Annotated in this window: 18 protein-coding genes; 13 read left to right on the top strand and 5 right to left on the bottom strand. The window is 65.4% G+C overall.

Annotated elements, in window-relative coordinates; translation table 11 throughout:
* Nucleotides 1–3: 3 nt before the first annotated feature.
* Nucleotides 4–1,152 carry a DUF819 family protein gene (locus BJI69_RS03415; RefSeq protein ID WP_046968816.1) on the bottom strand — a complete coding sequence of 383 codons (1,149 nt, stop codon included), beginning with the start codon at nucleotides 1,150–1,152 and terminating at the stop codon, nucleotides 4–6.
* Nucleotides 1,153–1,274: 122 nt separating this feature from the next.
* Between BJI69_RS03415 and BJI69_RS03410 the strand changes: the two genes are divergently transcribed.
* Nucleotides 1,275–1,985 (top strand): M15 family metallopeptidase, encoded by a 711-nt coding sequence (locus BJI69_RS03410; protein ID WP_046968815.1) that lies wholly within the window; start codon nucleotides 1,275–1,277, stop codon nucleotides 1,983–1,985.
* A 69-nt stretch (nucleotides 1,986–2,054) separates the two neighbouring features.
* Nucleotides 2,055–3,671: an NAD+ synthase gene (locus tag BJI69_RS03405; protein WP_046968814.1), complete on the top strand. Its 1,617-nt coding sequence runs from the start codon at nucleotides 2,055–2,057 to the stop codon at nucleotides 3,669–3,671.
* Nucleotides 3,672–4,057: 386 nt separating this feature from the next.
* Here BJI69_RS03405 and BJI69_RS03400 read toward each other — a convergent pair whose 3' ends face one another.
* Nucleotides 4,058–4,885, bottom strand: coding sequence for an outer membrane protein assembly factor BamD (locus tag BJI69_RS03400; protein WP_046968813.1), 828 nt, complete (start codon nucleotides 4,883–4,885; stop codon nucleotides 4,058–4,060).
* Nucleotides 4,886–4,954: 69 nt separating this feature from the next.
* On the opposite strand from BJI69_RS03400, the gene rluD reads away from it, so the two are divergent.
* Both rluD and pgeF read left to right on the top strand, forming a co-directional pair.
* On the top strand, nucleotides 4,955–5,929 hold the full coding sequence (gene rluD, locus BJI69_RS03395; protein ID WP_046968812.1) for a 23S rRNA pseudouridine(1911/1915/1917) synthase RluD: 975 nt from the start codon (nucleotides 4,955–4,957) through the stop codon (nucleotides 5,927–5,929).
* A 2-nt stretch (nucleotides 5,930–5,931) separates the two neighbouring features.
* Nucleotides 5,932–6,669, top strand: a complete 738-nt coding sequence (gene pgeF / locus BJI69_RS03390) for a peptidoglycan editing factor PgeF (RefSeq protein ID WP_046968811.1) — start codon at nucleotides 5,932–5,934, stop codon at nucleotides 6,667–6,669.
* Here pgeF and otsA read toward each other — a convergent pair.
* Nucleotides 6,666–8,081 (bottom strand): alpha,alpha-trehalose-phosphate synthase (UDP-forming), encoded by a 1,416-nt coding sequence (gene otsA / locus BJI69_RS03385; RefSeq protein ID WP_046968810.1) that lies wholly within the window; start codon nucleotides 8,079–8,081, stop codon nucleotides 6,666–6,668. The genes pgeF and otsA overlap by 4 nt on opposite strands.
* Nucleotides 8,078–8,863, bottom strand: a complete 786-nt coding sequence (gene otsB, locus BJI69_RS03380) for a trehalose-phosphatase (RefSeq protein ID WP_162200998.1) — start codon at nucleotides 8,861–8,863, stop codon at nucleotides 8,078–8,080. The genes otsA and otsB overlap by 4 nt, the downstream gene beginning before the upstream one ends.
* A 180-nt stretch (nucleotides 8,864–9,043) precedes the next feature.
* Between otsB and clpB the strand changes: the two genes are divergently transcribed.
* On the top strand, nucleotides 9,044–11,626 hold the full coding sequence (gene clpB, locus BJI69_RS03375) for an ATP-dependent chaperone ClpB (RefSeq protein ID WP_071924870.1): 2,583 nt from the start codon (nucleotides 9,044–9,046) through the stop codon (nucleotides 11,624–11,626).
* A 29-nt stretch (nucleotides 11,627–11,655) separates the two neighbouring features.
* Here the strand turns inward: clpB and BJI69_RS03370 are convergent, their stop codons facing one another.
* The gene (locus BJI69_RS03370) at nucleotides 11,656–14,082 is read right to left on the bottom strand and encodes a TonB-dependent receptor plug domain-containing protein (protein WP_046968860.1); all 2,427 of its coding nucleotides are present in this window, start codon (nucleotides 14,080–14,082) and stop codon (nucleotides 11,656–11,658) included.
* A gap of 343 nt (nucleotides 14,083–14,425) precedes the next feature.
* On the opposite strand from BJI69_RS03370, the gene BJI69_RS03365 reads away from it, so the two are divergent.
* From BJI69_RS03365 to BJI69_RS03330, 8 genes are all read left to right on the top strand, one after another.
* On the top strand, nucleotides 14,426–14,761 hold the full coding sequence (locus BJI69_RS03365; protein ID WP_046968808.1) for an FmdB family zinc ribbon protein: 336 nt from the start codon (nucleotides 14,426–14,428) through the stop codon (nucleotides 14,759–14,761).
* A gap of 96 nt (nucleotides 14,762–14,857) precedes the next feature.
* Nucleotides 14,858–15,427, top strand: a complete 570-nt coding sequence (locus BJI69_RS03360; RefSeq protein WP_244890709.1) for a DUF3011 domain-containing protein — start codon at nucleotides 14,858–14,860, stop codon at nucleotides 15,425–15,427.
* Between the two features lie 71 nt (nucleotides 15,428–15,498).
* Complete coding sequence (aspS, locus tag BJI69_RS03355; RefSeq protein ID WP_046969628.1) at nucleotides 15,499–17,268, top strand: aspartate--tRNA ligase; 1,770 nt, start codon at nucleotides 15,499–15,501, stop codon at nucleotides 17,266–17,268.
* Nucleotides 17,269–17,284: 16 nt separating this feature from the next.
* Nucleotides 17,285–17,923, top strand: coding sequence for an esterase/lipase family protein (locus BJI69_RS03350; protein WP_046969627.1), 639 nt, complete (start codon nucleotides 17,285–17,287; stop codon nucleotides 17,921–17,923).
* 55 nt (nucleotides 17,924–17,978) lie between these two features.
* The gene (locus tag BJI69_RS03345) at nucleotides 17,979–18,728 is read left to right on the top strand and encodes a YebC/PmpR family DNA-binding transcriptional regulator (protein ID WP_046969626.1); all 750 of its coding nucleotides are present in this window, start codon (nucleotides 17,979–17,981) and stop codon (nucleotides 18,726–18,728) included.
* Nucleotides 18,729–18,749: 21 nt separating this feature from the next.
* The gene (gene ruvC, locus BJI69_RS03340; protein WP_046969625.1) at nucleotides 18,750–19,268 is read left to right on the top strand and encodes a crossover junction endodeoxyribonuclease RuvC; all 519 of its coding nucleotides are present in this window, start codon (nucleotides 18,750–18,752) and stop codon (nucleotides 19,266–19,268) included.
* On the top strand, nucleotides 19,265–19,861 hold the full coding sequence (gene ruvA / locus BJI69_RS03335; protein ID WP_046969624.1) for a Holliday junction branch migration protein RuvA: 597 nt from the start codon (nucleotides 19,265–19,267) through the stop codon (nucleotides 19,859–19,861). Before ruvC ends, ruvA begins: the two co-directional genes overlap by 4 nt.
* Nucleotides 19,862–19,864: 3 nt before the next feature.
* Nucleotides 19,865–21,766 (top strand): potassium transporter Kup, encoded by a 1,902-nt coding sequence (locus BJI69_RS03330; protein ID WP_046969623.1) that lies wholly within the window; start codon nucleotides 19,865–19,867, stop codon nucleotides 21,764–21,766.
* Nucleotides 21,767–21,777 lie beyond the last annotated feature (11 nt).

The raw sequence follows: 21,777 nt of genomic DNA, 5'->3' as shown, positions 1-21,777 counted from the left end.
TCTTCATGAAGCGAGCCTCGACAACACGGCAGCCACGACCAGCCCGTAGCCCGTGCCGAGGATATAACCGAGCAGTGCCAGCAGGATGCCGACCGGTACCAGCGAACGGGAATACGTCGCCGCCAGTACCGGTGTCGCCGCGACGCCGCCGATATGCGCGAGCGAGGAAATGCCGCACAGGTACAGGTCGAAATGAAAAAGGCGGGCGAAGAGGCAGAGCAGGATCGCGTGCAGGGCGATGACGGTCACGCCGCAAAGCAGGTAGATCGGCGCCGCGGCGATGCCTGCGAAACTGCTCTGCGAAGCGAGGACGGCGACGACGGAGATCAGCATGGCACTCGAGACGGACTGTGCGCCCGGCAGTCGTGCCAGTGGCGTGTGTGCGACGACCAGGCCGGCGATCGTCGCAATGAGGATCGTCCACGTCGTCGGCGACACCATGCTTCCCACCGGCATGACGCCTCCCGCCACGGCGGCCAGTGCCGCCGTGAGCAGGGCGAGGCCGAGCCACAACAGCACGCTGTCGACCGTCGCCGGTACGCGTGGCGCGGTATCGACGACGATCATGTCCGCGCTGGAAACCGCGCGCGTCCACCGATTGAAGGCGGGTGCCAGGCGAGCCACAGCGAACAGCACTACCACCCACATCGAGTAGCAGAGCGCGTCGGTCAGCAGGGTCGTGGCAAGCGCGGTATCCGACATGCCGATCGCCTGCTTCACCGCGATCATGTTCGCCGTGCCGCCCACCCAGCTGCCGGAGAGCGAAGCCAGCGGCATCCAGCCGTCGCCCGGAATCCAGTGGCGAAAGATCAGGTAGGCCAGCACGAAGGCGACGAACAGGCTGATCGAGGTGCAGACGAACACGCCGAGGACGCGGGGACCGAGGGCGAGAATCGCGCGCAGGTCGCAGTTGATCATCAGCAGGAAGAGCAGGGCGGGTACGAGCCGCGAGACGAGAACGCCCTGGGCGGCGTGGATCTCGGGGCTGGCTGTCCACACGCCGGCCACCGACAACGCCGTGACGCTCAGGTAGGTGAGCACGATCGGCGGTAGCACCTCGAACACTCTCCAGCGAAAGCGTCGTTCGATCGCCGGCCAAAAACCCGCGACGAGCAGCATGACAGCCAGATACGGCCAGACCGATTCGATCACGCCAACCCTCCCCGGGAAAAAACGATCGTCAGGGCATGGTACCTGTCCTGCGCATGACGGCGGCAATGGGCTACCCTGCCTGTGCGTCGCGTGGGGTGGCGCATCACTCCAGAGGCCTTCCCATGCGGACAGCTGCCGTTGTTTCGCTCGTGCTCGGCGTGTTGGCGTCGTCCGCGCTTCTCGCCGCCGAGCCGCCACGACTCTCGCCCGCCACGACCGCGGCGGCTGCGGGGATGACGAACATCCGCACCCTCGTTCCCGACATCGACGAAGACATCCATTACGCCAGTGCGGACAACTTCACGGGCGCGGTCGTCGATGGCTACCAGGCCCCCGCGTGTTACCTGCGCACCGCGGCGGCGCAAGCCCTCGCGCGGGTGGAATCCACACTACGCGCGCAGGGATATCGCCTGCGTCTGTGGGACTGCTACCGACCGGCCCGGGCCGTGGCGGCCTTCGTTCGCTGGGCCGGTGACCTGTCCGACACGCGCACCAAGGCGGCTCACTACCCGAACCTCGACAAGGGCAAGCTGCTCGGTGAGTACATCGCACCGGTCTCCGGTCACAGCCGCGGCGCCACCGTCGACCTGACCCTGCTGCATTGCGCGGGCACCACCTGCCAACCGCTCGACATGGGTACGGATTTCGATTTCTTCGATCCGCGAGCGCACACCGACGATCCGGGCATCACCCCCGCGCAGCGCGCCAATCGCCAGCGCCTGCTCGAGGCGATGACCGCCGAGGGCTTCGTCAACTATGCCCCGGAGTGGTGGCACTACTCGCTGCCCCCGGCGGCGGTACCCGACCTGATCTACGACGTCCCGGTCCGCTAGCCCCTGCCGGCGGAAGGCCGCGCCCTCATGCCTTATCATGTGCAGTCCCCGCGACCGCACGGATTCCCCATGTCCACGTTCCGCTTCGCCCTGGCCCAGTTCGATTTTCCGGTGGGTGCCACCGCCGACAATGCGCGACGGGTCAAGGCACTGGCCGACGAGGCGCGCGATCGCCTTGGCGCCTCTCTCGTCGCCTTTCCCGAACTGACGCTTTCCGGTTACCCGCCGGAGGACCTGCTCCAGCGACCGAGCTTCCTGGATGCCTGTCATCGGGAACTCGACGCGCTGGCGCCGACGATCAAGGGCATTTCCGCGGTCGTGGGCTACCCGGATTCGCAGGGTGAGGTGTTCAACGCCGCCTCGCTCATCCGCGAAGGCCGGATCGAGTGGACGTACCACAAGCAGGAACTGCCCAATTACACGGTGTTCGACGAGAAGCGCTACTTCCAGCACGGCGAAGCCACCCGCGTGTTTGCCATCGAAGGCGTCAACGTCGGCATGCTGATCTGCGAGGACATCTGGGAGGCGGAGCCGGCCGCTCACGCCGCGCAGGCCGGCGCCGACCTGATCCTGGTCATCAATGCCTCGCCGTGGGACCGTCGCCAGGCCGTGACCCGCGAGGCCCTGCTCAAGCAGCGCGCCCGTGAAACCGGCCTGCCGATCGCCTATGTGAACCTCGTCGGTGGCCAGGACGACCTCCTTTTCGACGGTCATTCGCTGCTGGTCCAGGCCGACGGCGACGTGATCGCCCGTGCGCCATCCTTCGAGGAAATGCTCCTCACCGTCGAGTTCGACACCGCGACGAAGCGTCTTGCCGCCATCGACTGGCCCGTCGCCGATACGCGCTCGCCCGAGGCGATCATGTACGCGGGGATCGTCCGGGGTATTCGCGACTACATCGGCAAGAACCACTTTTCCGGCGTCCTGCTCGGCCTGTCCGGCGGCATCGATTCGGCCCTGACCCTCGCGCTGGCGGTCGATGCGCTGGGCAAGGACAAGGTCACCGCCGTGATGATGCCGACGGTCTACACCTCGGATCTTTCGTTGCGCGAAGCCAAGGCCCAGGCCGAACACCTCGGCGTCGAGTACCACGTGCTGCCGATCGAAGGCATCTACGAGGCCTTTACCGGCGCCCTGGCCCCGGTCTTTGCCGGCCGCGAGCCGGACATCACCGAGGAGAACCTGCAGTCGCGTGCGCGCGGGGTGTTGCTCATGGCCATGTCCAACAAGACCGGCAAGCTGCTGCTCTCCACGGGCAACAAGAGTGAGATGGCGGTCGGTTACGCCACCCTCTACGGCGATATGTGCGGCGCGTACGCGCCGCTGAAGGACGTCTACAAGACCACCGTCTTCGCCCTCTCCCGTTGGCGCGCCGCGATCGACGGCGCGATCCCCCTGGCCGTCATCGAGCGTCCGCCCTCGGCCGAGCTGCGCCACGAGCAGACCGACCAGGATTCGCTCCCGCCCTACGACGAGCTGGACGCGATCCTCGAGCAGTTCATCGAAGGCGAGGCCTCGGCCGAGGACATCATTGCCGCCGGCCACGACGACGCCACCGTGCGCAGGGTGATCCGCATGGTCTTCATCAATGAATTCAAGCGCCGCCAGGCGGCTCCGGGACCTCGTGTGACCACCAAGGCCTTCGGCCGTGAGCGCAGGTATCCGATCACCTCTGGCTGGCGCTGAGCGTCGGGGCGGCTCGCCTTCCCCGAGGGCGATACCCGCCGGCTCTTTCGAAAACTGAGGTGGTGTGGGGTCGAGCGCACCGCCCGCAGCTTGCGGGCTCGTCGTAGGAGCCGATTCATCGGCGAACCCTCAACACGGCTATCGCGAACGAGGCCTTGCGTCGGCTCGTGACGGCGGTTAACCGCTCGTCTCATCACTATCCGGCCTCACTCGTTTGCACGATGCCCTGAGGGTTCGCCGACACAGTCGGCTCCTACACAAAGCTTGCGTCGCGCCCGCGAGCGACGAGCCCAACGCAATGCCGAAGGCGAGCCCGCCCCAAGCGCCTCAACACAAAAAAAAGCCGGCTTTCGCCGGCTTTTTCGTCTGATCAAACCATCAACCGATCAATGGTGACCCGAGAACGGGATCGCCTTGCGCCAGATCGACGGGCTGTGCGGCCACGAGTCATCGGTCAGGTAGGGATGGTTCGGGTAGTTCAGGGCCAGCACCTTGCGGCTCTGCTCGGCCAGCGGCTTGCGGTCGAGGGCCAGGTAGCTGCGTGTCAGGATCGCCAGGGCATCGGCCGTTTCCGGCGACTGCTGGTAGTGCTCGATCACGTACTGGGCGCGGTCCGCCGAGGCGATATACGACTTCGTGCGCAGGTAGTACTCGGCCACGTTGACCTCGAACTGAGCCAGCTGGTTACGCAGGAAGATCATGCGCTGGCGCGCGTCCGTGGCGTAGGCGCTGTTCGGGTAGCGGCGGGTGAGCTGGCTGAAATCGTCGAACGAGGTCAGGTTGAAACCCTGGTCGCGACGGGTCGATGCCGAGTTTCCACGCTGCAGGTAACGCTCGATCAGGCCACCGGTACGATCGAAATTGATCATGCCGCGCAGGTAATAGGCATAATCTGCATGCTTGTGAGTCGGAAACGTCTTGATGAAGCGATTAATCGTGGAGTACGCGTCATCCGGCTTGTTGTCTTTGTACTGCGCGTAGGCCAGTTCGATCTGGGCCTGCTCATTGACGTCACCGGACGGGAAGCGCGCAATCAGGCGCTGATAGCCCTTTTCGGCGGCCGAATAGTCCGAATATTCCAGCGAATTGTGAGCCGTGGCAAAAAGCCGGTCTTCCGGCATCGTGTCGATCGTCTCCTTTTTGCTGCGAAACATCGAGCAGGCGCTCATCGACAGGGCGAGGACGAGCAGAATGGTGATCTTAGTTACACGCATTGAGAGAGTTCGGATGCTTGAGCGAAAAGGCATGATAGCCGAAACCGGCCATGGGCCGGGCGGGGCGGTATGACGACGTTACGACATGAAGCCATTGTGCCGGTAACGGCCGCTGGACGGCGTTTCGACCAGACCGTGGCCGAGATGTTCCCCGATTATTCCCGATCCCGCCTCTCCGGGTGGATCAAGGACGGCAAAGTGTTGCTGGACGGGGCCCGCGCCGCGCCGCGGCAGCTGGTCCGGGGCGGTGAGAAGGTCGAGCTGGAGGCGGAGCTGGAGAACGAAGTCCACGCCCAGGCCGAGGATATCGCCCTGGACATCCGCTTCGAGGACAACGATCTGATGGTGGTCGACAAGCCGATGGGGCTGGTCGTTCATCCGGGTGCCGGCAACCCCACCGGGACGATGCTCAACGCTCTCCTGCACCACAATCCAGGCCTGGCGGAGCTGCCGCGTGGCGGCATCGTGCACCGCCTGGACAAGGACACGGCGGGGCTGATGGTGGTCGCCAAGACCCTTGCGGCGCATACGCGGCTGGTGGAAATGCTCTCGCTGCACGAGGTCCGCCGCCAGTACGAAGCGGTGGTGCTAGGGACGATGGTCGCCGGTGGCACCGTCGACGAGCCTATCGGACGTCACCAGCACGACCGGCTCAAGCAGGGCGTTCGCGACGTGATCGATGGCGGTAAGGAGTCGGTGACGCATTACCGTGTCCGTGAGCGCTTTCGGGCCCATAGCCTCATCCAGTGCAATCTGGAGACGGGGCGTACCCATCAGATCCGCGTGCACATGGCCCATATCGGCCATCCCCTCGTCGGCGACCAGCTTTATGGCAATGGCCTGCGCCTTCCGCGCGGGGCGAGCCAGGAGCTCATTGATGCCCTGCGCGGCTTCCGTCGTCAGGCGCTGCATGCGGAAAAACTGGGTTTCGACCACCCGATCACCGGCGAGTACCTCGAGTTCGACTCGCCGCGTCCGGCCGACCAGGACGCCCTGATCGAGGCGCTTCGCGCCGATACCGTGCTCCATCCGATCGAGGATTGACGGTGGGTGCCGACTGGATCGTTCCTGACTGGAAGGCGCCGGCCGGCATCGGCGCCGCCGTCTCCACACGGCGGGGCCCCGGCGTTTCTGAGTCCCCGTACGACAGGCTGAACCTGGGTCTGCGCTCGGGCGACGACGTCGCCGCGGTCGAGGTCAACCGGCGGTCGCTGACGGAGGCCCTGGCCCTGCCAGCGCCTCCGCGCTGGTTGCGACAGGTCCACGGCATCGCCGTGGCGGATGCCTGCGCTGCCGGCGACGACGAGCCGGTGGCGGATGCCTCGGTCGCGCGGGGGCCGGGCCAGGTGCTCGCCATCCTCACGGCGGACTGCCTGCCGGTGCTCTTCGTCTCGGCCGATGGTCAGACGATCGGCGCGGCCCATGCCGGCTGGCGTGGGCTGGCGGCAGGGGTACTGGAAAACACGGTGACGGCCATGGCGGCCGACGGCATCCAGGCCTGGCTGGGGCCGGCAATCGGCGCGTCGTCGTATGAGGTGGGTGAGGAGGTCCGTGCGGCTTTCGTCGATGGCGACGACGGCGCGGCACAGGCCTTCGCTTCGACCCGGCCGGGTCACTGGCACTGCGATCTCTACGCTCTCGCGAGGCGCCGCCTGGCCCAGGTCGGTGTCGCGCAGGTGTCCGGCGGAGGCTTCGACACCCTTACCGATGAACGGCTCTATTCGTATCGCCGCGATGGTGCCAACAGCGGGCGTTTTGCCTCGCTGATCTGGACCGGAGCCTAGGGCGCCGTCATCGGCGTCTGCACGTAGATTTCCGGCTTCACCTTGGGCGGCTCGGTCAGGGCGTGCAGGAAGGCGTTGCGCCAGGTGGTGATGTCGTTGCGTTCGAGCACGTCCATCATCGACTGCCAGCGCATCCGCCGCTCCTTTAATGGCATTTCCAGGGCCCGCTTGAGGGCCTCGGAGACTTCATCGAGGTCCGACGGGTTGACCAGCAGGGCCGCGTCGAGCTCCTGGGCGGCCCCGGCGAAGCGGGACAGGACGAGGACGCCGGGGTCCTGTGGATCCTGGCAGGCCACGTATTCCTTGGCGACCAGGTTCATGCCATCGCGCAGAGGCGTCACCAGGCCGACCTTGGCCACGCGAAAGTAGCCCGCCAGCACTTTGTGGGCAAAGGACTTGTTTACGTAGCGGATCGGTACCCAATCCGGCTCGGCGTACTGGCCGTTGATGTGGCCGGCGCTGCGCTCCAGCTCACGGCGCAGTGAGCGGTATTCGGGCACGTCCGAGCGGGACGGCGGGGCGATCTGCAGCAGCGAGACGCGACCGCGCATCTCCTTGTAATCGCGAAGCAGGCGCGCGAAGCCCTCGAAGCGCTCGGGCAGGCCTTTCGAATAATCCAGCCGGTCCACACCAATGATCAGCGAGCGATCGTCGACGCTGGCCCGGAGCTTGGCGACCGCACCGCTGTCTTCCGCACGGTGGGCCAGCTCGACGGCTTCGGCCGTGTCGATGCTGATGGGGAATACGCCGGCGCGGAAGATGCGCCCATTGGCCGCGCGGATGCGACCGCCCGTGCGCATCGCCGCACCCAGTTCGTGGAGGAAATAGTCCTCGAGGGCGCGCACGTCGCGTTGCGTATGCAGACCCACCAGATCGTACGAAGCCAGCGGCTCGAGCAACTCGCGATGACGGGGCAGGGTGATCAACAGGCCCGCTGCCGGCAGCGGCGTATGCAGGAAGAAACCGATCCGGTTCTCGACACCGAGCTCGCGCAGCATCGCCGCCAGCGGAATCAGGTGGTAGTCGTGGACCCAGATGATGTCGTCTTTCTTGAGCAGCTTCGCCACGCGCTTGGCGAAGATGCGGTTGACCCGTAGGTAACCTTCGAGATGGTCGCGACGGTAGTCGACGAGGTCGGCACGATAGTGAAAGAGCGGCCAGAGCGCACGATTGGCGAAGCCACTGTAGTAGTCGTCATGGTCCGCCTTGGACATGTCGATCGTGGCGTAGTCGATGTGTCCGTCGGAGACCTCGTGCAATTCCTTGCCGGTCTCGGCGGCGATGTTGCCGCTCCAGCCGAACCACAGGCCGCCCATTTCCTGCAGCGCCGCATTCATGGCGGACGCCAACCCGCCGGTTTGCGTCTGCTTGGGCAGCGCGACGCGATTGGAAATGACGACTAGTCGGCTCATGTTGCGCTTGCGGCTCCTTGCGTCAGCCTGGCTTTCACGGAATCCAGCCAAGCATGGACGTCGGCCGGGCTAGACAATGTGAACGTCGCTTGTGACGGTGTTCTTGCGCCGATGCGAACGGATGCGCCGTCGCGGGCGTTGACGTAAATAAAAGCGTGCTCGTCGGTCAGGTCGTCACCGAGATACACCGGACGGCGGCCGTGGAACGGGGCTTCGTCGAGAAACGAGGCCACCGCCACGCCCTTGTCCATGCCCCGCGGCTTGAACTCGAACACATAGCTCCCCGGCTGCAATTCGAAGCCGGGGAATCGCGCGGCGATTTCCGGTGCGCGGCGGGCCAGTTCGGGCTCATAGTCGGGGCGTTCACGGCAATGCAGCGCGACCGACCAGCTCTTGTCCTCGACGCGTACACCCGGCAGCTCGGCACCCACCCCGTGGACCGTTTCACGTAACCGCGCCAGTTCCGCCGGGTCGACCGGAACCGTGATCACCCGGCCCGTCGCGTCGCGTCGTTCCATGCCGTGTTGGCCGGCGGCGGCCCAGCGTGGGCGGCCGAAGATCTGGTCCAGTCCGCCGATCGCCCGGCCACTCACCAGGGCCATCGCGCCACCGAGCGCGGTGTGAATCGCATCGAGCGTATCCAGCAGACCCGGAGCCAGGGCCACGCCCTCGGGGTCATCGGCGAAGGCAAGCAGGGTGCCGTCCGCGTCCAGGAAAAGGGCGGTATCGGCGTCGATCAGGCCCGGGTCCGGGCGGGGCAAGGTGTCGCGGCTGGCTGTCACGATGGCTCCATGGGGCGGCGATCAGCCGAGGATGCCGGGTGGGGTGTGAAAAAAGCGGAGGAAGTCCATGCTGCGCCCGATCTTCACCGTTGAAGGTGCAGGCTTTCACCCGCATCTGTTTGGCCAGAGGCGGTCGCGGGGAGGGCCCGGGGCGCGCCAACACCTTTGGGAGAACCATCGATGCGTATGGATAAACTCACGTCGCGATTCCAGCAAGCGCTGGCCGACGCCCAGTCGCTGGCCGTGGGCCGTGACAACAACATGCTCGAGCCCGCCCACGTCCTGGCCGCGCTTCTCGACCAGCAGGGCGGGTCGACCGGACCGCTGCTGACGCAAGCCCAGGTCAACGTGCCGGCCCTGCGCCAGCGCGTGGGCGAGATACTCGACCGGCTGCCCCGTGTGTCGGGTGAGGAAGGCAACATCAACCTCGGCAACGACCTCAACCGGGTGCTCAACCTGACGGACAAACTCGCCCAGCAGCGTGGCGACCAGTTCATCGCCAGCGAACTCTTCGTGCTCGCCCTGCTCGAGGATCGCGGCGAAGTCGGCGGTGCCCTGAAGGCGGCCGGCGCGACGAAGGAGCGACTGGAATCGGCGATCGACAAGCTGCGTGGCGGCGAAAAAGTGCAGTCGGAGAATGCCGAAGAGCAGCGCCAGGCGCTGGAGAAGTACACCATCGACCTGACCGAGCGCGCCGAGGTCGGCAAGCTCGATCCGGTGATCGGTCGTGACGAGGAGATTCGTCGCACCATCCAGGTCCTGCAGCGACGCACCAAGAACAACCCGGTGTTGATCGGCGAGCCTGGCGTGGGCAAGACGGCGATCGTCGAAGGTCTCGCCCAGCGCATCGTCAATGGCGAGGTCCCCGAAGGCCTGCGCGACAAGCGGGTGCTCTCGCTCGACATGGGTGCCCTTATTGCCGGCGCGAAGTTCCGCGGCGAATTCGAGGAGCGCCTGAAAAACGTGCTCAACGATCTCTCCAAGCAGGAGGGTCGGGTGATCCTGTTCATCGACGAACTGCACACGATGGTCGGCGCCGGCAAGGCCGATGGTGCGATGGATGCCGGCAACATGCTCAAGCCCGCGCTCGCTCGCGGTGAGCTGCACTGCATCGGTGCGACCACGCTCGACGAATACCGCAAGTATGTCGAGAAGGACGCGGCGCTCGAACGCCGTTTCCAGAAGGTCTACGTAGGTGAGCCGAGCGTCGAGGACACGATCGCGATCCTGCGCGGCCTGAAAGAGCGCTATGCCGTGCATCACGGCGTGGAAATCACCGACCCGGCCATCGTCGCCGCGGCCACGCTTTCCGCGCGCTACATCCCCGATCGCCAGCTGCCGGACAAGGCCATCGACCTGATGGATGAGGCCGCGTCGCGTATCCGCATGGAGATCGATTCCAAGCCGGAAGAGCTCGACCGTCTCGAGCGCCGCCTCATCCAGCTCAAGATCCAGCGCGAGATGCTGAAGAAGGAGCAGGACGACGAATCGAAGCAGCGCCTTGCCACGCTCGAATCCGACATCGAAAAGCTCGACCGCGAGTTCTCCGACCTCAACGAGGTGTGGAAGTCGGAAAAGGCCATGCTTCAGGGCACGACCAAGGTCAAGGAGCAGATCGAAGCCGCGCGTCTCGACCTGGAGGCGAGTCAGCGGCGCCAGGATTACGCCGCGATGAGCGAAATCCAGTACGGGCGTCTCCCTGCGCTCGAGGCCCAGCTCGCCGCCGCGCAGCAAGCCGAGAAGCAGGACTTCACCCTGCTCCAGGACCGCGTCACCGCCGAGGAGATCGCCGAGGTGGTCGCCCGCTGGACCGGTATTCCCGTGGCGAAGATGCTCGAAGGCGAGCGTGAAAAACTGTTGCAGATGGAAAGCGCGTTGCATGCGCGCGTGGTCGGTCAGGAAGAGGCGGTAAAGGCCGTTTCCGATGCGATCCGTCGCGCGCGGGCAGGCCTGTCCGATCCGAACCGGCCCTACGGCTCGTTCCTCTTCCTCGGTCCCACCGGTGTCGGCAAGACCGAGCTGTGCAAGGCGCTGGCCGATTTCCTGTTCGATACGCAGGACGCCATGATTCGCATCGACATGAGCGAGTTCATGGAGAAGCATTCGGTGAGCCGCCTGGTCGGTGCGCCTCCGGGCTATGTCGGCTATGAAGAGGGCGGGTACCTGACCGAAGCCGTTCGTCGCCGTCCTTACAGCGTGATCCTGCTCGACGAAGTCGAGAAGGCCCATCCGGATGTGTTCAACATCCTGTTGCAGGTGCTCGACGATGGTCGCCTGACGGATGGCCAGGGCCGCACGGTGGATTTCCGCAATACGGTCATCGTGATGACCTCGAACCTGGGATCGAACCTGATCCAGGAGCAGGCAGGCGACAGCGAAGCCGACTACATGCAGATGAAGGCCTCGGTGCTAGGCGTGGTGCAGGCGCACTTCCGTCCCGAGTTCATCAATCGCCTGGACGATCTCGTCGTCTTCCGTCCGCTGGACAAGAAGCAGATCCGTTCGATCGCACGTATCCAGCTGGCCTATCTGGGCAAGCGTCTGGCCGAGCGCCAGCTCGGGCTCGATGTCACCGACCGCGCACTGGACCTGCTCGGCTCGGCCGGTTTCGATCCGGTCTACGGTGCGCGTCCGCTCAAGCGTGCCATCCAGCAGCAACTGGAGAACCCGCTCGCACAGCGGATCCTCCAGGGTGTGTTCACGCCCGGCCAGACCATCCGCGTGGATTCGGACGGCAACCACCTGAGCTTCGAAGCGGTGTAACGGGTCCGGCTCCTACACAGAGCCACCGCCTAGAACCTGAAACCCACCTTCGCGTACATGTAGCGGCCGTTGAAACCGAACGGCGACAGCGCCGAGTACTGCAACCCGCTGGCAAAGTCTTCCCCGGTATTGTTCGCCTTCACCCGCGTCGGATACTGGTTGGTGACGTTGTCCACACCGACGGTGAAGTTCCAGGCATCGATGGCGTAGCCCACCGACGTATTCAGCAGCCACCGCGCCGAGAACACCTGGTCGGTGGTCGGATCGGAATTGACCCGGGTCACCGAGCCGTAGCGCGTCAGGTCGCCGTGCACGTTGAAGCCCGCGATGGCCCAGTCCGCGCCGAACAGGAACTTCGTGCGCGGCGTTGCCTTGGTCAGGATGCCCTGGCTGGAGCGACCGAAGAGTTCGATGGGATCGGTGGAGTTGGCTTGCAGCACTTCCGGCGTGGCACCCACCGAGAGCACCTTGACCTGGTTGTAGTTGCCGCTGGCGAGCAGGTTGACCTGACCCCACGAGCTGGTCTGGATCCGGTAATTCAGCACGAGGTCCGCACCGCGCGTGCGCGTCGCCGCGGCATTGGCGAAGTACTGGATCGCGGTGACCTGCTGTCCGGGGACGATGCTGTTGAAGTACGCGGCAAGCAGCGGGTCGGTCAGGCTGATCGTGTCGGAGTAGAGGATCTGGTGCCAGATCCGGATCTGGTAGACATCCAGCGTGGCGCTGAAATCCGCGATCGGCTCCCACACCGCGCCGAGACTGTAGTTGGCGGACTTCTCCGGCTTGAGCGGTTTGGCACCGAGCGCGACCGCGGCGGGATCGGAGGTGCGGTACGTGCCCGTCTGTGCCAGCTGGCCGGTCGTCGGATCGATGATGGTGACGACCGACTGGTAATTCTGCTGCGCGAGCGACGGTGCACGGAAGCCATTGGATATCGTGCCGCGAAGAGCGAACTCGGGCGTGAACTGGTAGCGGCCGGAAATTTTTCCGGAACGCGTGGATCCCGCATCGCTGTAGTGTTCGTAGCGGCCGGCCACGCCGGCGGAAAACTTGTCGGTGATGTCGTTCTCGAGATCGACGTAGAGCGCTTCGCTGTGGCGCGTGAAACTTCCGGCGGCTTCGGGCGAGAGACCCGGAAACACCTGCGACCCGCCCGCGTAGGGTGTGGTCGTGCCGGGTATGAAGGTGTTCTGGTCGAAGAAATACGACGTCGGATCACCGGCATCGATCTGGTATTTTTCCTTCCGATACTCCGCACCGAAGGCGAGTGTCAGCGGGTTCTTCAGCCAGCCGACCGCGAAATCCTTGCCGATGTCGATGTTCGCCAGGGCCTGCGAGTTCTTGAACGTGCCGGCGTTGAAGTACGTCGGCGACGAGCCGGTCGTGTAGTAAAGGTTGGTGTTGACGCTGTTCTGGATGTCGAAGGCGAGATTGTTGATGCCGTAGTTGCCGGACGCATCCCAACGCCATCCCCCATCGGTCACACCCTTCACGCCGAGCACGGCCGTGGTGTCGTTGGTGTGGTTGACGATCTGCGGGAGAAAGCCGTTGGGATAGACCTCCGGCACGTTGCGCGAATTCGCGGCCGCGCGGTAGTAGCCGTTCGAGGTGACGTCGCGACGACTCAGGGTGAGGAAGCCGTAGACGTCGATGTTGTGCGCCACCTCGTACTGGAAGTTGGTCAGCGCCTGGTAGGTTTTCACCGCCGGATCGCCGTAGCGTTGGTGCGCCACGTTGCCGTCGGCGGCTTCGTCGGGCGTGTACAGCGACAGCGGCGATCGCCGGTTGGTGTTCATCGCATCCTGGTAATTCCAGGCTACGCGCAGCCAGCCCTTCGCATCCGCGCCCTTGCCGCCAAGGTCGATACCCATCGAGCCGTCGACGCCGTTGGTGTCGCCATCGCGCTTGCTCATCAAGCCGCCATTGACGTTGATGCTGTTCTTGCCTTCGCCGGCGCCATGCTTGAGCACGATGTTGATCACGCCTGCGATGGCATCGGAACCGTACTGTGCGGCGGCGCCGTCGCGCAGGACTTCGATGTGGTCGATCGCGGAGATCGGGATGGAGTTCAGATCGGCCGGCGCGGCACCGCGGCCGACGGAGTTGTTGTAATTGACCAGGGCGGACGTGTGGTATCGCTTGCCGTCGACGAGGACCAGGGTGTCGTCGGGCGAGAGGCCGCGAAGACTGGCTGGCCGGACGGCGTCGTTGCCGTCGTTGATCGCCGGACGCGGGAAGTCGAGGGAGGGCAGGAGGCGCCCCAGGGCGGTGGCGAGATCGGTGGCGCCTGAGGACGTGAGGTCCTTGGGTGAAAGCACGTCGATCGGCGATAATGACTCGGCTTCGGTGCGGTTGGTGCTGCGTGTGCCGGTCACGACTACCTGGTCGAGTTGCCGGGCTTGCTTCGCATCGGCGGGAGGGGTCGCGTCCTGGGCGTAACCGGGCGTCACGATCATGAGTCCGAGGGCGGGGAGCCAGAAGCTGGCCGCCGGCTTGCGTCGAGAGGTCTTGCCTGTCGTCATCGATGGGTCCCCTAGGCGAGCTACGCACGCAGGGCGGGAGTGCCCCGCGGACGCGGTCGAAACGCCGCGTTGGGATCGACGCTAGGCATTCCCGCTGCGGCGCGTCAACCGAGTCGTCATGCTTGCGCCATGATGGTGAAACAAAGTCGTGGAAACACCTTGTTTCAAGGGTTTGGCACGGAAATCGCAGGTTTTCGCCTTATTGGTGCAATGCAATAGGGTTTCGGCGTGAAGCGTCCAGGCAGATAATCCGCGGCTGACGTTCAGAGAACCGCCCATGCCCATCTACGAGTTCCAGTGCAAAGCCTGCGGACACCGCTTCGAGCGTTTGCAGAAGATGTCCGACGCCGACCCGACGGTCTGCCCGACCTGCGGCGAGCCCCAGGTCGGTCGCCTGTTGAGTGCGCCACAGTTCCGCCTGGCCGGCGGCGGCTGGTACGAGACCGATTTCAAGAAGGACGGGGACAAGAAGAAAAATCTGGTGGAAGGATCGTCCGGCGCCCCGGCTCCGGCACCCGCTGCGGCCCCGGCGGCTGCACCTGCACCGGCAGCCGCCGCGCCTGCCCCTGCCGCCAAGGGCGGCGCCTCGTCCACCGGGTCGGGCACGACCTGATCAGCCAGAAGGCGACCCGTTTCGCAACATTCAAAGGCCGTTGCAATTTCTTGCGCTAGCGTACGCCCACCATGAGAGCGACAACGGAGTGTGGGTATGCGCGGTGTGTTGATGGGCCTCGCCCTGGCGGCGATGGCAGTGACGATGGGTGTGGTGTCGCCGGTGGCACTGGCACAGCGCGGGACGATCGATTGCGGTAGTGGTAACAACAAGCCGGGTCGCTGCCCGGTGCGCTGGCGTGATGCGCAACTAGTTCGCCAGGATTCGAAGGCGGCCTGCATCCGCGACCGGACCTGGGGCTTCGACCGGAACAGCAACGCCATCTGGGTCGACCGGGGGTGCCGCGGCATCTTCGCCGAGGCGGGTGGCTGGGGTGGTGGGCGGCCGGGCGATGACGGCCGTCCGGGCTGGGGCGATGGTCGCCCGGGCTGGAACGACGACCGGCCCGGTCCCGGTTGGGGTGGCGGTCCGCAGCGCACGATCGACTGCGGTAGCCACAATGGGGGCTACGGCCATTGCGATGTGGACACGCGTTACGGGCGCCCGCGCCTGATCCGCCAGGACTCCGACGCACGCTGCCAGGAGGGCTACAGCTGGGGCGTCGACCGCGACGGAATCTGGGTCGACAAGGGCTGCCGCGGGATCTTCTCCGTGGGCGGTCGCTGAGCGCCGAAACGAAAGGCGGGACCCCCGGTCGTGGTACGATCCGGGGTCTTTTCCCACGAAGCTTCAAGCGCATGCGCAGCCATTTTTGCGGACTCATCGACGAGTCGCTGATCGACCGGAACGTCACCCTTTGCGGCTGGGTCAACACCCTGCGCCTGCAGAGCCACGTGGCCTTTGTCGATCTGCGTGATCACGAGGGCATCGCCCAGGTGGTGATCGAACGCGAGAACGCCGAGGCCTTCGCCGTCGCCGGCGAGCTGGGTTACGAATACTGCATCAAGGTCACCGGCCAGGTCCGCAAGCGCCTCGCGGCCAACGACAAGCTGAAAACCGGTGCCGTGGAACTCATCGCCGACAAGGTCGAGATCCTCAACGCCGCCCGTGATCTGCCGTTCGCGCTGCACGAGACGCCGAACGAAGACATGCGGATGACCTACCGCCACCTCGACCTGCGTCGCCCGGAAATGCAGCAGATGATGCGCACCCGGACCAAGCTGGTCCGCGAACTGCGCCGTTACCTGGACAACGCGGGCTTCCAGGACATCGAAACCCCGATCCTGACCAAGGCCACGCCGGAGGGCGCACGCGATTACCTTGTGCCGAGCCGCGTGCATCCGGGCCAGTTCTACGCCCTGCCGCAGTCGCCGCAGCTGTTCAAGCAGCTGCTGATGATGGCCGGCTTCGATCGCTACTATCAGATCGCCCGCTGCTTCCGCGACGAAGACCTGCGTGCCGACCGCCAGCCGGAATTCACCCAGCTCGACCTGGAGTTCGCCTTTGTCGAAGAACGCGATGTGCAGGATTTCGTCGAGGACCTGATCCGCCACGTGTTCCGCGAAGTGCGCCAGGTGGAACTCGACGCCAGCTTCCCGCGCATGACCTATGAAGAGGCCATGCGCCGCTTCGGCTCGGACAAGCCCGACCTGCGCATCCCCCTCGAGCTGACCGACATCGCCGACGCGGTGAAGCACGTCGAATTCAAGGTGTTTTCCGGCCCGGCCAACGATCCGGCCGGCCGCGTGGCCGCCCTGCGCGTGCCGGGTGCCGCCGACCTGTCCCGTAAGGATATCGACGGCCTCACCGAGTACGCCGGCAAGTACGGCGCCAAGGGCCTGGCCTGGCTGAAGGTCGACGACCTCGCCAAGGGCCGCGAGGGCATCAATTCGCCGGTGGCCAAGTTCCTCGACGATGCTGCCCTTGAGCAGGTGCTGTCGCTCACAGGCGCCGCCTCCGGTGACATCGTGTTCTTCGGCGCGGGCGCCTGGAAGACCGTCACCGATTTCATGGGTGCGCTCCGGATCAAGCTCGGTCGTGACCGCGGCATGGTCGAAAACGCCTGGAAGCCCCTGTGGGTCACGGATTTCCCGATGTTCGAGTACGACGCGGACGAGCAGCGCTACGTCGCCCTCCATCACCCATTCACCGCGCCCAAGGTCGACGATATCGCCGACCTGCGTGCGAACGCCGCCAACTCGGTGAGCCGCGGTTACGACATGGTCCTCAACGGCAATGAGATCGGCGGCGGCTCCATCCGTATCCATCGTCCCGACATGCAGAGCGCGGTGTTCGACCTTCTCGGCATTTCCGCGGACGAGGCCGAAGCCAAGTTCGGCTTCCTGCTCAAGGCCTTGCGCATGGGCGCACCGCCCCACGGTGGCCTGGCGTTCGGCATCGACCGGATCGCCGCCCTGATGGCCGGCACGGAATCCATCCGCGACGTCATTGCGTTCCCGAAGACCACCAGCGCGCAGGACCTGATGACCAATGCGCCGTCGCCGGTCTCCGAACCGCAGTTGAAGGAACTCCACGTTCGCGTCGCCGCCGCGGAGCCGAAGGCCTGATCGGCGCGGCATACCGATGACCGACAACCTGCCCGAGGTCCTGCTGCTCCACGGTCTGTGGATGCGGGGCTTCGCCATGGCGATGCTGCACCGTCGCCTGCGCGAGGAAGGTTTCAGCGTTCACCAGTTCGAATACATGAGCGTGGCCGCGCCGCCGGAGCAGGCCATTGCCCGGCTGCGCAAGCGGATCCGCAGCCTCGGCCCGGGGCCGGTCCACGTGGTCGGGCACAGCCTCGGCGGCATTCTCGCCCTGCTGGCCTGCCGGGATGACGATTTGCCGCAGGGCCGGATCGTCTGCCTCGGTTCGCCGCTCAATGGCAGCGGTGCTGCCCGGGGGCTCACCCATCGCTGGGGTGGCGACATGCTGCTGGGCCGCTCGCGCGAACTGCTGGAACATGGCCTGGACCGGTGGGACGGTGCCCGGGAGGTCGGCATGATTGCCGGTCGCATGCCGGTCGGCCTGGGCGCTTTCGTAGGCGCGCTGGGCGCGGAGCACGATGGCTCCGTCGGCGTGGAAGAGACGCGTCTGCCCGGCCTGGCCGGCCACTGCGTGCTGGAGACCAGCCATACCGGGATGCTGGTTTCCGCGGATGTCGCCCGGCAGGTCGCTGTTTTTCTTCGTGACGGGCGGTTCGACACCCCCTTAGCCCCTTAACGTGATTGCGGCTAGAATCGCGCCCTCGTCAGTCCGGTAGAGCCAGGAATCGCACATGGGTAGAGGCCCGTCCATCGAAGGTCGCAAGAACGCCGAAGACGCCAAGCGCGCCAAGGTGTTCACTAAGCTGATCCGCGAAATCACCATTGCCACCCGTGGCGGCGTGCCCGATCCCAACGGCAATCCGCGCCTGCGCGCCGCCGTGGACAAGGCCCTGGCCGCCAATATGACCCGTGACACCATCGATCGCGCGATCAAGCGCGGCTCGGGTGCCGAGGGCGGTGCCGACATGCACGAGATCCGCTACGAGGGCTATGGCCCGGCGGGCACCGCGCTGATCATCGACTGCGTCACCGACAACCAGACCCGCACGGTCGCCGACGTTCGCGCCGCGCTGACCAAGCTGGGCGGTAACCTGGGTACCACCAACTCGGTGGCGTTCCAGTTCACCCGTGTCGGCCAGGTCGTGGTCCACACCGGCGGCGATGCCGATGTCGAGGCGAAGCTCGAAGAGGCCGCCATCGAGAACAACGCCGAAGACATCGTGATCGAAAACGGCATTGGCAGCGTCCTGCTGGTTGCCGACCCGATCGCCGTCGAAGCCATGCGCAAGGTGCTCGCCGCCGCCGGCTTCGAGATCGACGGTTCCGACGTGGTCATGCGCCCGAACGGTCCGCTGGTCACGCCGACCGGCGAGGTCCTCGAGCATTTCGAAAAGCTGCTGACCCGCCTGAACGACCTCGACGACGTGGACGAGGTCTATCACAACGCCATCCTGCCCAGCCAGGATGCGGAAGACGCGTGAGCTCGTGAATCCCTCGCTGTCATGACCCGCATTCTCGGTATCGATCCGGGCAGCCAGCGCACGGGTGTGGGCGTGATCGACGTGGCCGATAACGGCACGTTGACCCACGTCTGGCACGGCGCGCTCGTCATCGGCGGGGAGGCCACCTTCCCGCTGCGCCTCAAACGCATCTTTGACGAGCTGTGCGAGATCATCGGCGAGCACGGTCCGGTCGAAGCTGCGATCGAACGTGTCTTCATGGCGCGCAACCCCGACTCCGCCCTGAAACTGGGTCAGGCGCGTGGTGCGGCCATCGTCGCCATGGTCAGCAAGGGAGTGGTTGTGCACGAGTACGCAGCGACCGAGGTCAAGCAGGCGGTGGTCGGGACGGGCCGCGCCGACAAGACCCAGGTACAGCACATGATCGGGTTGATCCTTGGCATCAAGGGTCCGCTACAGGCGGATGCCGCCGATGCACTGGCGATCGCGGTTGCCCATGCGCACACCCGTACGAGTCTTGAACGCGTGGGTATCCCGCGCACGGCATGGAGACGCCGATGATCGGCCGACTGCGCGGAACCCTCATCAGCAAGCAGCCTCCGTCGCTGCTCATCGAGGTGGGCGGCGTCGGTTACGACGTCGATGCCCCGATGTCCACGATCTACGATCTTCCGGCCACCGGCAAGGAAGTCACCCTGCTCATCCATTACGCGGTGAGAGAGGATGGCGTTTCCCTTTACGGGTTCCTCCGGGAGCCCGATCGGGCCATGTTCCGGCACCTGCTCAAGGTGAGCGGTATCGGCGCGAAGATTGCCCTGGCTGTCCTTTCCGGTGTGTCCACCGACGATCTGTCGCGGCTGGTGCATGCCGGGGATGTGGTTGCGCTCACCAAGATTCCAGGCATTGGCAAGAAGACCGCCGAGCGCATGGTGGTCGAGCTGCGCGATCGCGTCGACGCGGTCGGCGTGCGTCTGCCCTCGACCGTCGCCGGCGATGCCATGCCGGCCGATCCGGTGGCCGAGGCCACCGTCGCCCTCCAACAACTCGGTTACAAGCCCGTGGAAGCTTCGCGTCTTGTGCAGAAAGTCGCCGCCGAAGGCGACACCGCCGAAGCCATCATTCGCAAGGCGCTACGCGCCGCGCTGGGAAGTTGAACCATGGGTCAGCACAACCACGCTGAAGAGTTGCGCAACGCGCACGGCAAGAAACTGGCCGCGCTCGCGCTCGGTGCCATCGGCATCGTCTTCGGCGACATCGGTACGAGTCCCCTGTACACGATGAAGGAAACACTCGGTACGCACGGCATGACGCCCCAGCCGCTGGCCGTGCTCGGCGTGCTGTCGCTGATCTTCTGGTCGTTGCTGATGGTGATCTCGCTCAAGTACGTCACCTTCGTCATGCGCGCGGACAACAAGGGCGAGGGCGGCATCATGGCGCTGATGGCCCTGGCCCAGCGCAGCGTGAGTGGTTCGCCGCGTGCCCGCTGGGTGCTCGCGGCCATCGGTATCTTCGGTGCGTCGCTGTTCTACGGCGATGGCGTGATCACGCCCGCCATGTCGGTGCTCTCGGCGGTCGAAGGCCTGGAGGTCGCCGCGCCTTCGCTGGAAACCTATGTGTTGCCGATCTGCCTGGTGATCCTGGTGGCGCTGTTCGCGATCCAGCGGCACGGCACCGAGATCGTCGGCAAGGCCTTCGCACCGGTTATGGTGGTCTGGTTCCTCGTGCTTGCATGGCTGGGTCTGCGCCAGCTCGTCCAGCATCCGGAGGTGCTCTACGCACTCAATCCGACGTATGCCGTGCGCTTCTTCATGGAGCACGGCCGCCAGGCGTTCATCGCCCTCGGTGGCGTGGTGCTTGCGCTGACCGGCGGCGAAGCCCTCTATGCGGACATGGGACACTTCGGCAAGAAGCCGATCCGCCTCGCCTGGTTCTTCTTCGTCCTGCCCGCGCTGCTGATCAACTATTTCGGGCAGGGTGCGCTACTCCTGCACGATCCGAGCGCGATCGAGAATCCGTTCTACAAGATGGTGCCGGAGAACCTCCTGTATCCGATGATCGCCCTGGCCACGGCCTCGGCGGTGATCGCCTCGCAGGCGGTGATCTCGGGCGCCTTCTCGATGACGCGTGAAGCGATGTCGCTCGGCTACTCGCCGCGTATGGCGGTGGTGCATACGTCGCACGAAATGTCCGGACAGATCTTCGTGCCCTGGGTCAATCGCCTGCTGCTCGTCCTCGTGGTGCTGGCGGTGATCGGCTTCCGCTCGTCGAACAACCTCGGCGCGGCGTACGGCATCGCCGTGACCGGCACGATGACGATGACCACGCTGCTGGCGCTCGTCGTCGCGCGTTACCGCTGGCATTGGCATTGGTCCGCGGTCATCACGGTGGGCGTGATCTTCCTGATCACGGACCTGGCGTTCTTCGGTGCGAACGCGCTGAAGATCGCGCATGGTGGTTGGTTCCCGCTAGTGCTCGGCGTGGTGATCTTTACCGTCATGACCACCTGGCGCCGGGGCAGGGACCTCGTGGTCCGCGAGATCAAGCAGTCCGGCCTCGCGCTCGAACCCTTCGTCGCCAACATCTCCGATCATCCGCCGCTGCGCGTGCCGGGTACGGCGGTATTCCTCACCGCCAATCAGAATTCCGTGCCGCACGCGATGCTGCACAACCTCAAGCACAACAAGGTGCTGCACGAGCGCAACGTGCTGCTTACCGTGGAAATGCTCGAGACGCCGGTCGCCGAGTACGACGAGCGCATGGAAGTCATCGAGTACGGCGGCGGCTTCTACGGCCTGCAGCTGCGCTACGGCTTCGCCGAGGATCCGAACATCCCGCTATCGCTGAGCCGCGCCGGCGCCAAGGGCCTCGACTTCGACATGATGGACACGACGTTCTTCCTGTCGCGCGAAAACATCGTCGCCGACGCCCGTCGTCCGGGCATGGCCTTGTGGCGCGACAAGCTGTTCGCCTTCCTTGCGCGCAACGCGATGCCGGCGACAGCGTTCTTCCAGATTCCGGGCAACCGGCTGATCGAACTGGGTGCACAGGTCGAGATTTGATCCGGGCCGGC

This window comes from Luteibacter rhizovicinus DSM 16549 (genome assembly GCF_001887595.1).
In the GTDB taxonomy this organism is placed as follows: domain Bacteria; phylum Pseudomonadota; class Gammaproteobacteria; order Xanthomonadales; family Rhodanobacteraceae; genus Luteibacter; species Luteibacter rhizovicinus.
The sequence above is the reverse complement of the archived record's forward strand: the minus strand, read 5'-3'. Positions and strand labels throughout refer to the sequence as shown.

Coding starts and splice junctions, on each gene's coding strand:
- BJI69_RS03410 (WP_046968815.1), top strand. CDS start 1,275: ATGCGGACAGCTGCCGTTGTTTCGCTCGTGCTCGGCGTGTTGGCGTCG.
- BJI69_RS03405 (WP_046968814.1), top strand. CDS start 2,055: ATGTCCACGTTCCGCTTCGCCCTGGCCCAGTTCGATTTTCCGGTGGGT.
- BJI69_RS03400 (WP_046968813.1), bottom strand. CDS start 4,885: ATGCGTGTAACTAAGATCACCATTCTGCTCGTCCTCGCCCTGTCGATG.
- rluD (WP_046968812.1), top strand. CDS start 4,955: ATGACGACGTTACGACATGAAGCCATTGTGCCGGTAACGGCCGCTGGA.
- otsA (WP_046968810.1), bottom strand. CDS start 8,081: ATGAGCCGACTAGTCGTCATTTCCAATCGCGTCGCGCTGCCCAAGCAG.
- clpB (WP_071924870.1), top strand. CDS start 9,044: ATGCGTATGGATAAACTCACGTCGCGATTCCAGCAAGCGCTGGCCGAC.
- BJI69_RS03370 (WP_046968860.1), bottom strand. CDS start 14,082: ATGATCGTGACGCCCGGTTACGCCCAGGACGCGACCCCTCCCGCCGAT.
- BJI69_RS03365 (WP_046968808.1), top strand. CDS start 14,426: ATGCCCATCTACGAGTTCCAGTGCAAAGCCTGCGGACACCGCTTCGAG.
- BJI69_RS03360 (WP_244890709.1), top strand. CDS start 14,858: ATGCGCGGTGTGTTGATGGGCCTCGCCCTGGCGGCGATGGCAGTGACG.
- aspS (WP_046969628.1), top strand. CDS start 15,499: ATGCGCAGCCATTTTTGCGGACTCATCGACGAGTCGCTGATCGACCGG.
- BJI69_RS03350 (WP_046969627.1), top strand. CDS start 17,285: ATGACCGACAACCTGCCCGAGGTCCTGCTGCTCCACGGTCTGTGGATG.
- BJI69_RS03345 (WP_046969626.1), top strand. CDS start 17,979: ATGGGTAGAGGCCCGTCCATCGAAGGTCGCAAGAACGCCGAAGACGCC.
- ruvC (WP_046969625.1), top strand. CDS start 18,750: ATGACCCGCATTCTCGGTATCGATCCGGGCAGCCAGCGCACGGGTGTG.
- ruvA (WP_046969624.1), top strand. CDS start 19,265: ATGATCGGCCGACTGCGCGGAACCCTCATCAGCAAGCAGCCTCCGTCG.
- BJI69_RS03330 (WP_046969623.1), top strand. CDS start 19,865: ATGGGTCAGCACAACCACGCTGAAGAGTTGCGCAACGCGCACGGCAAG.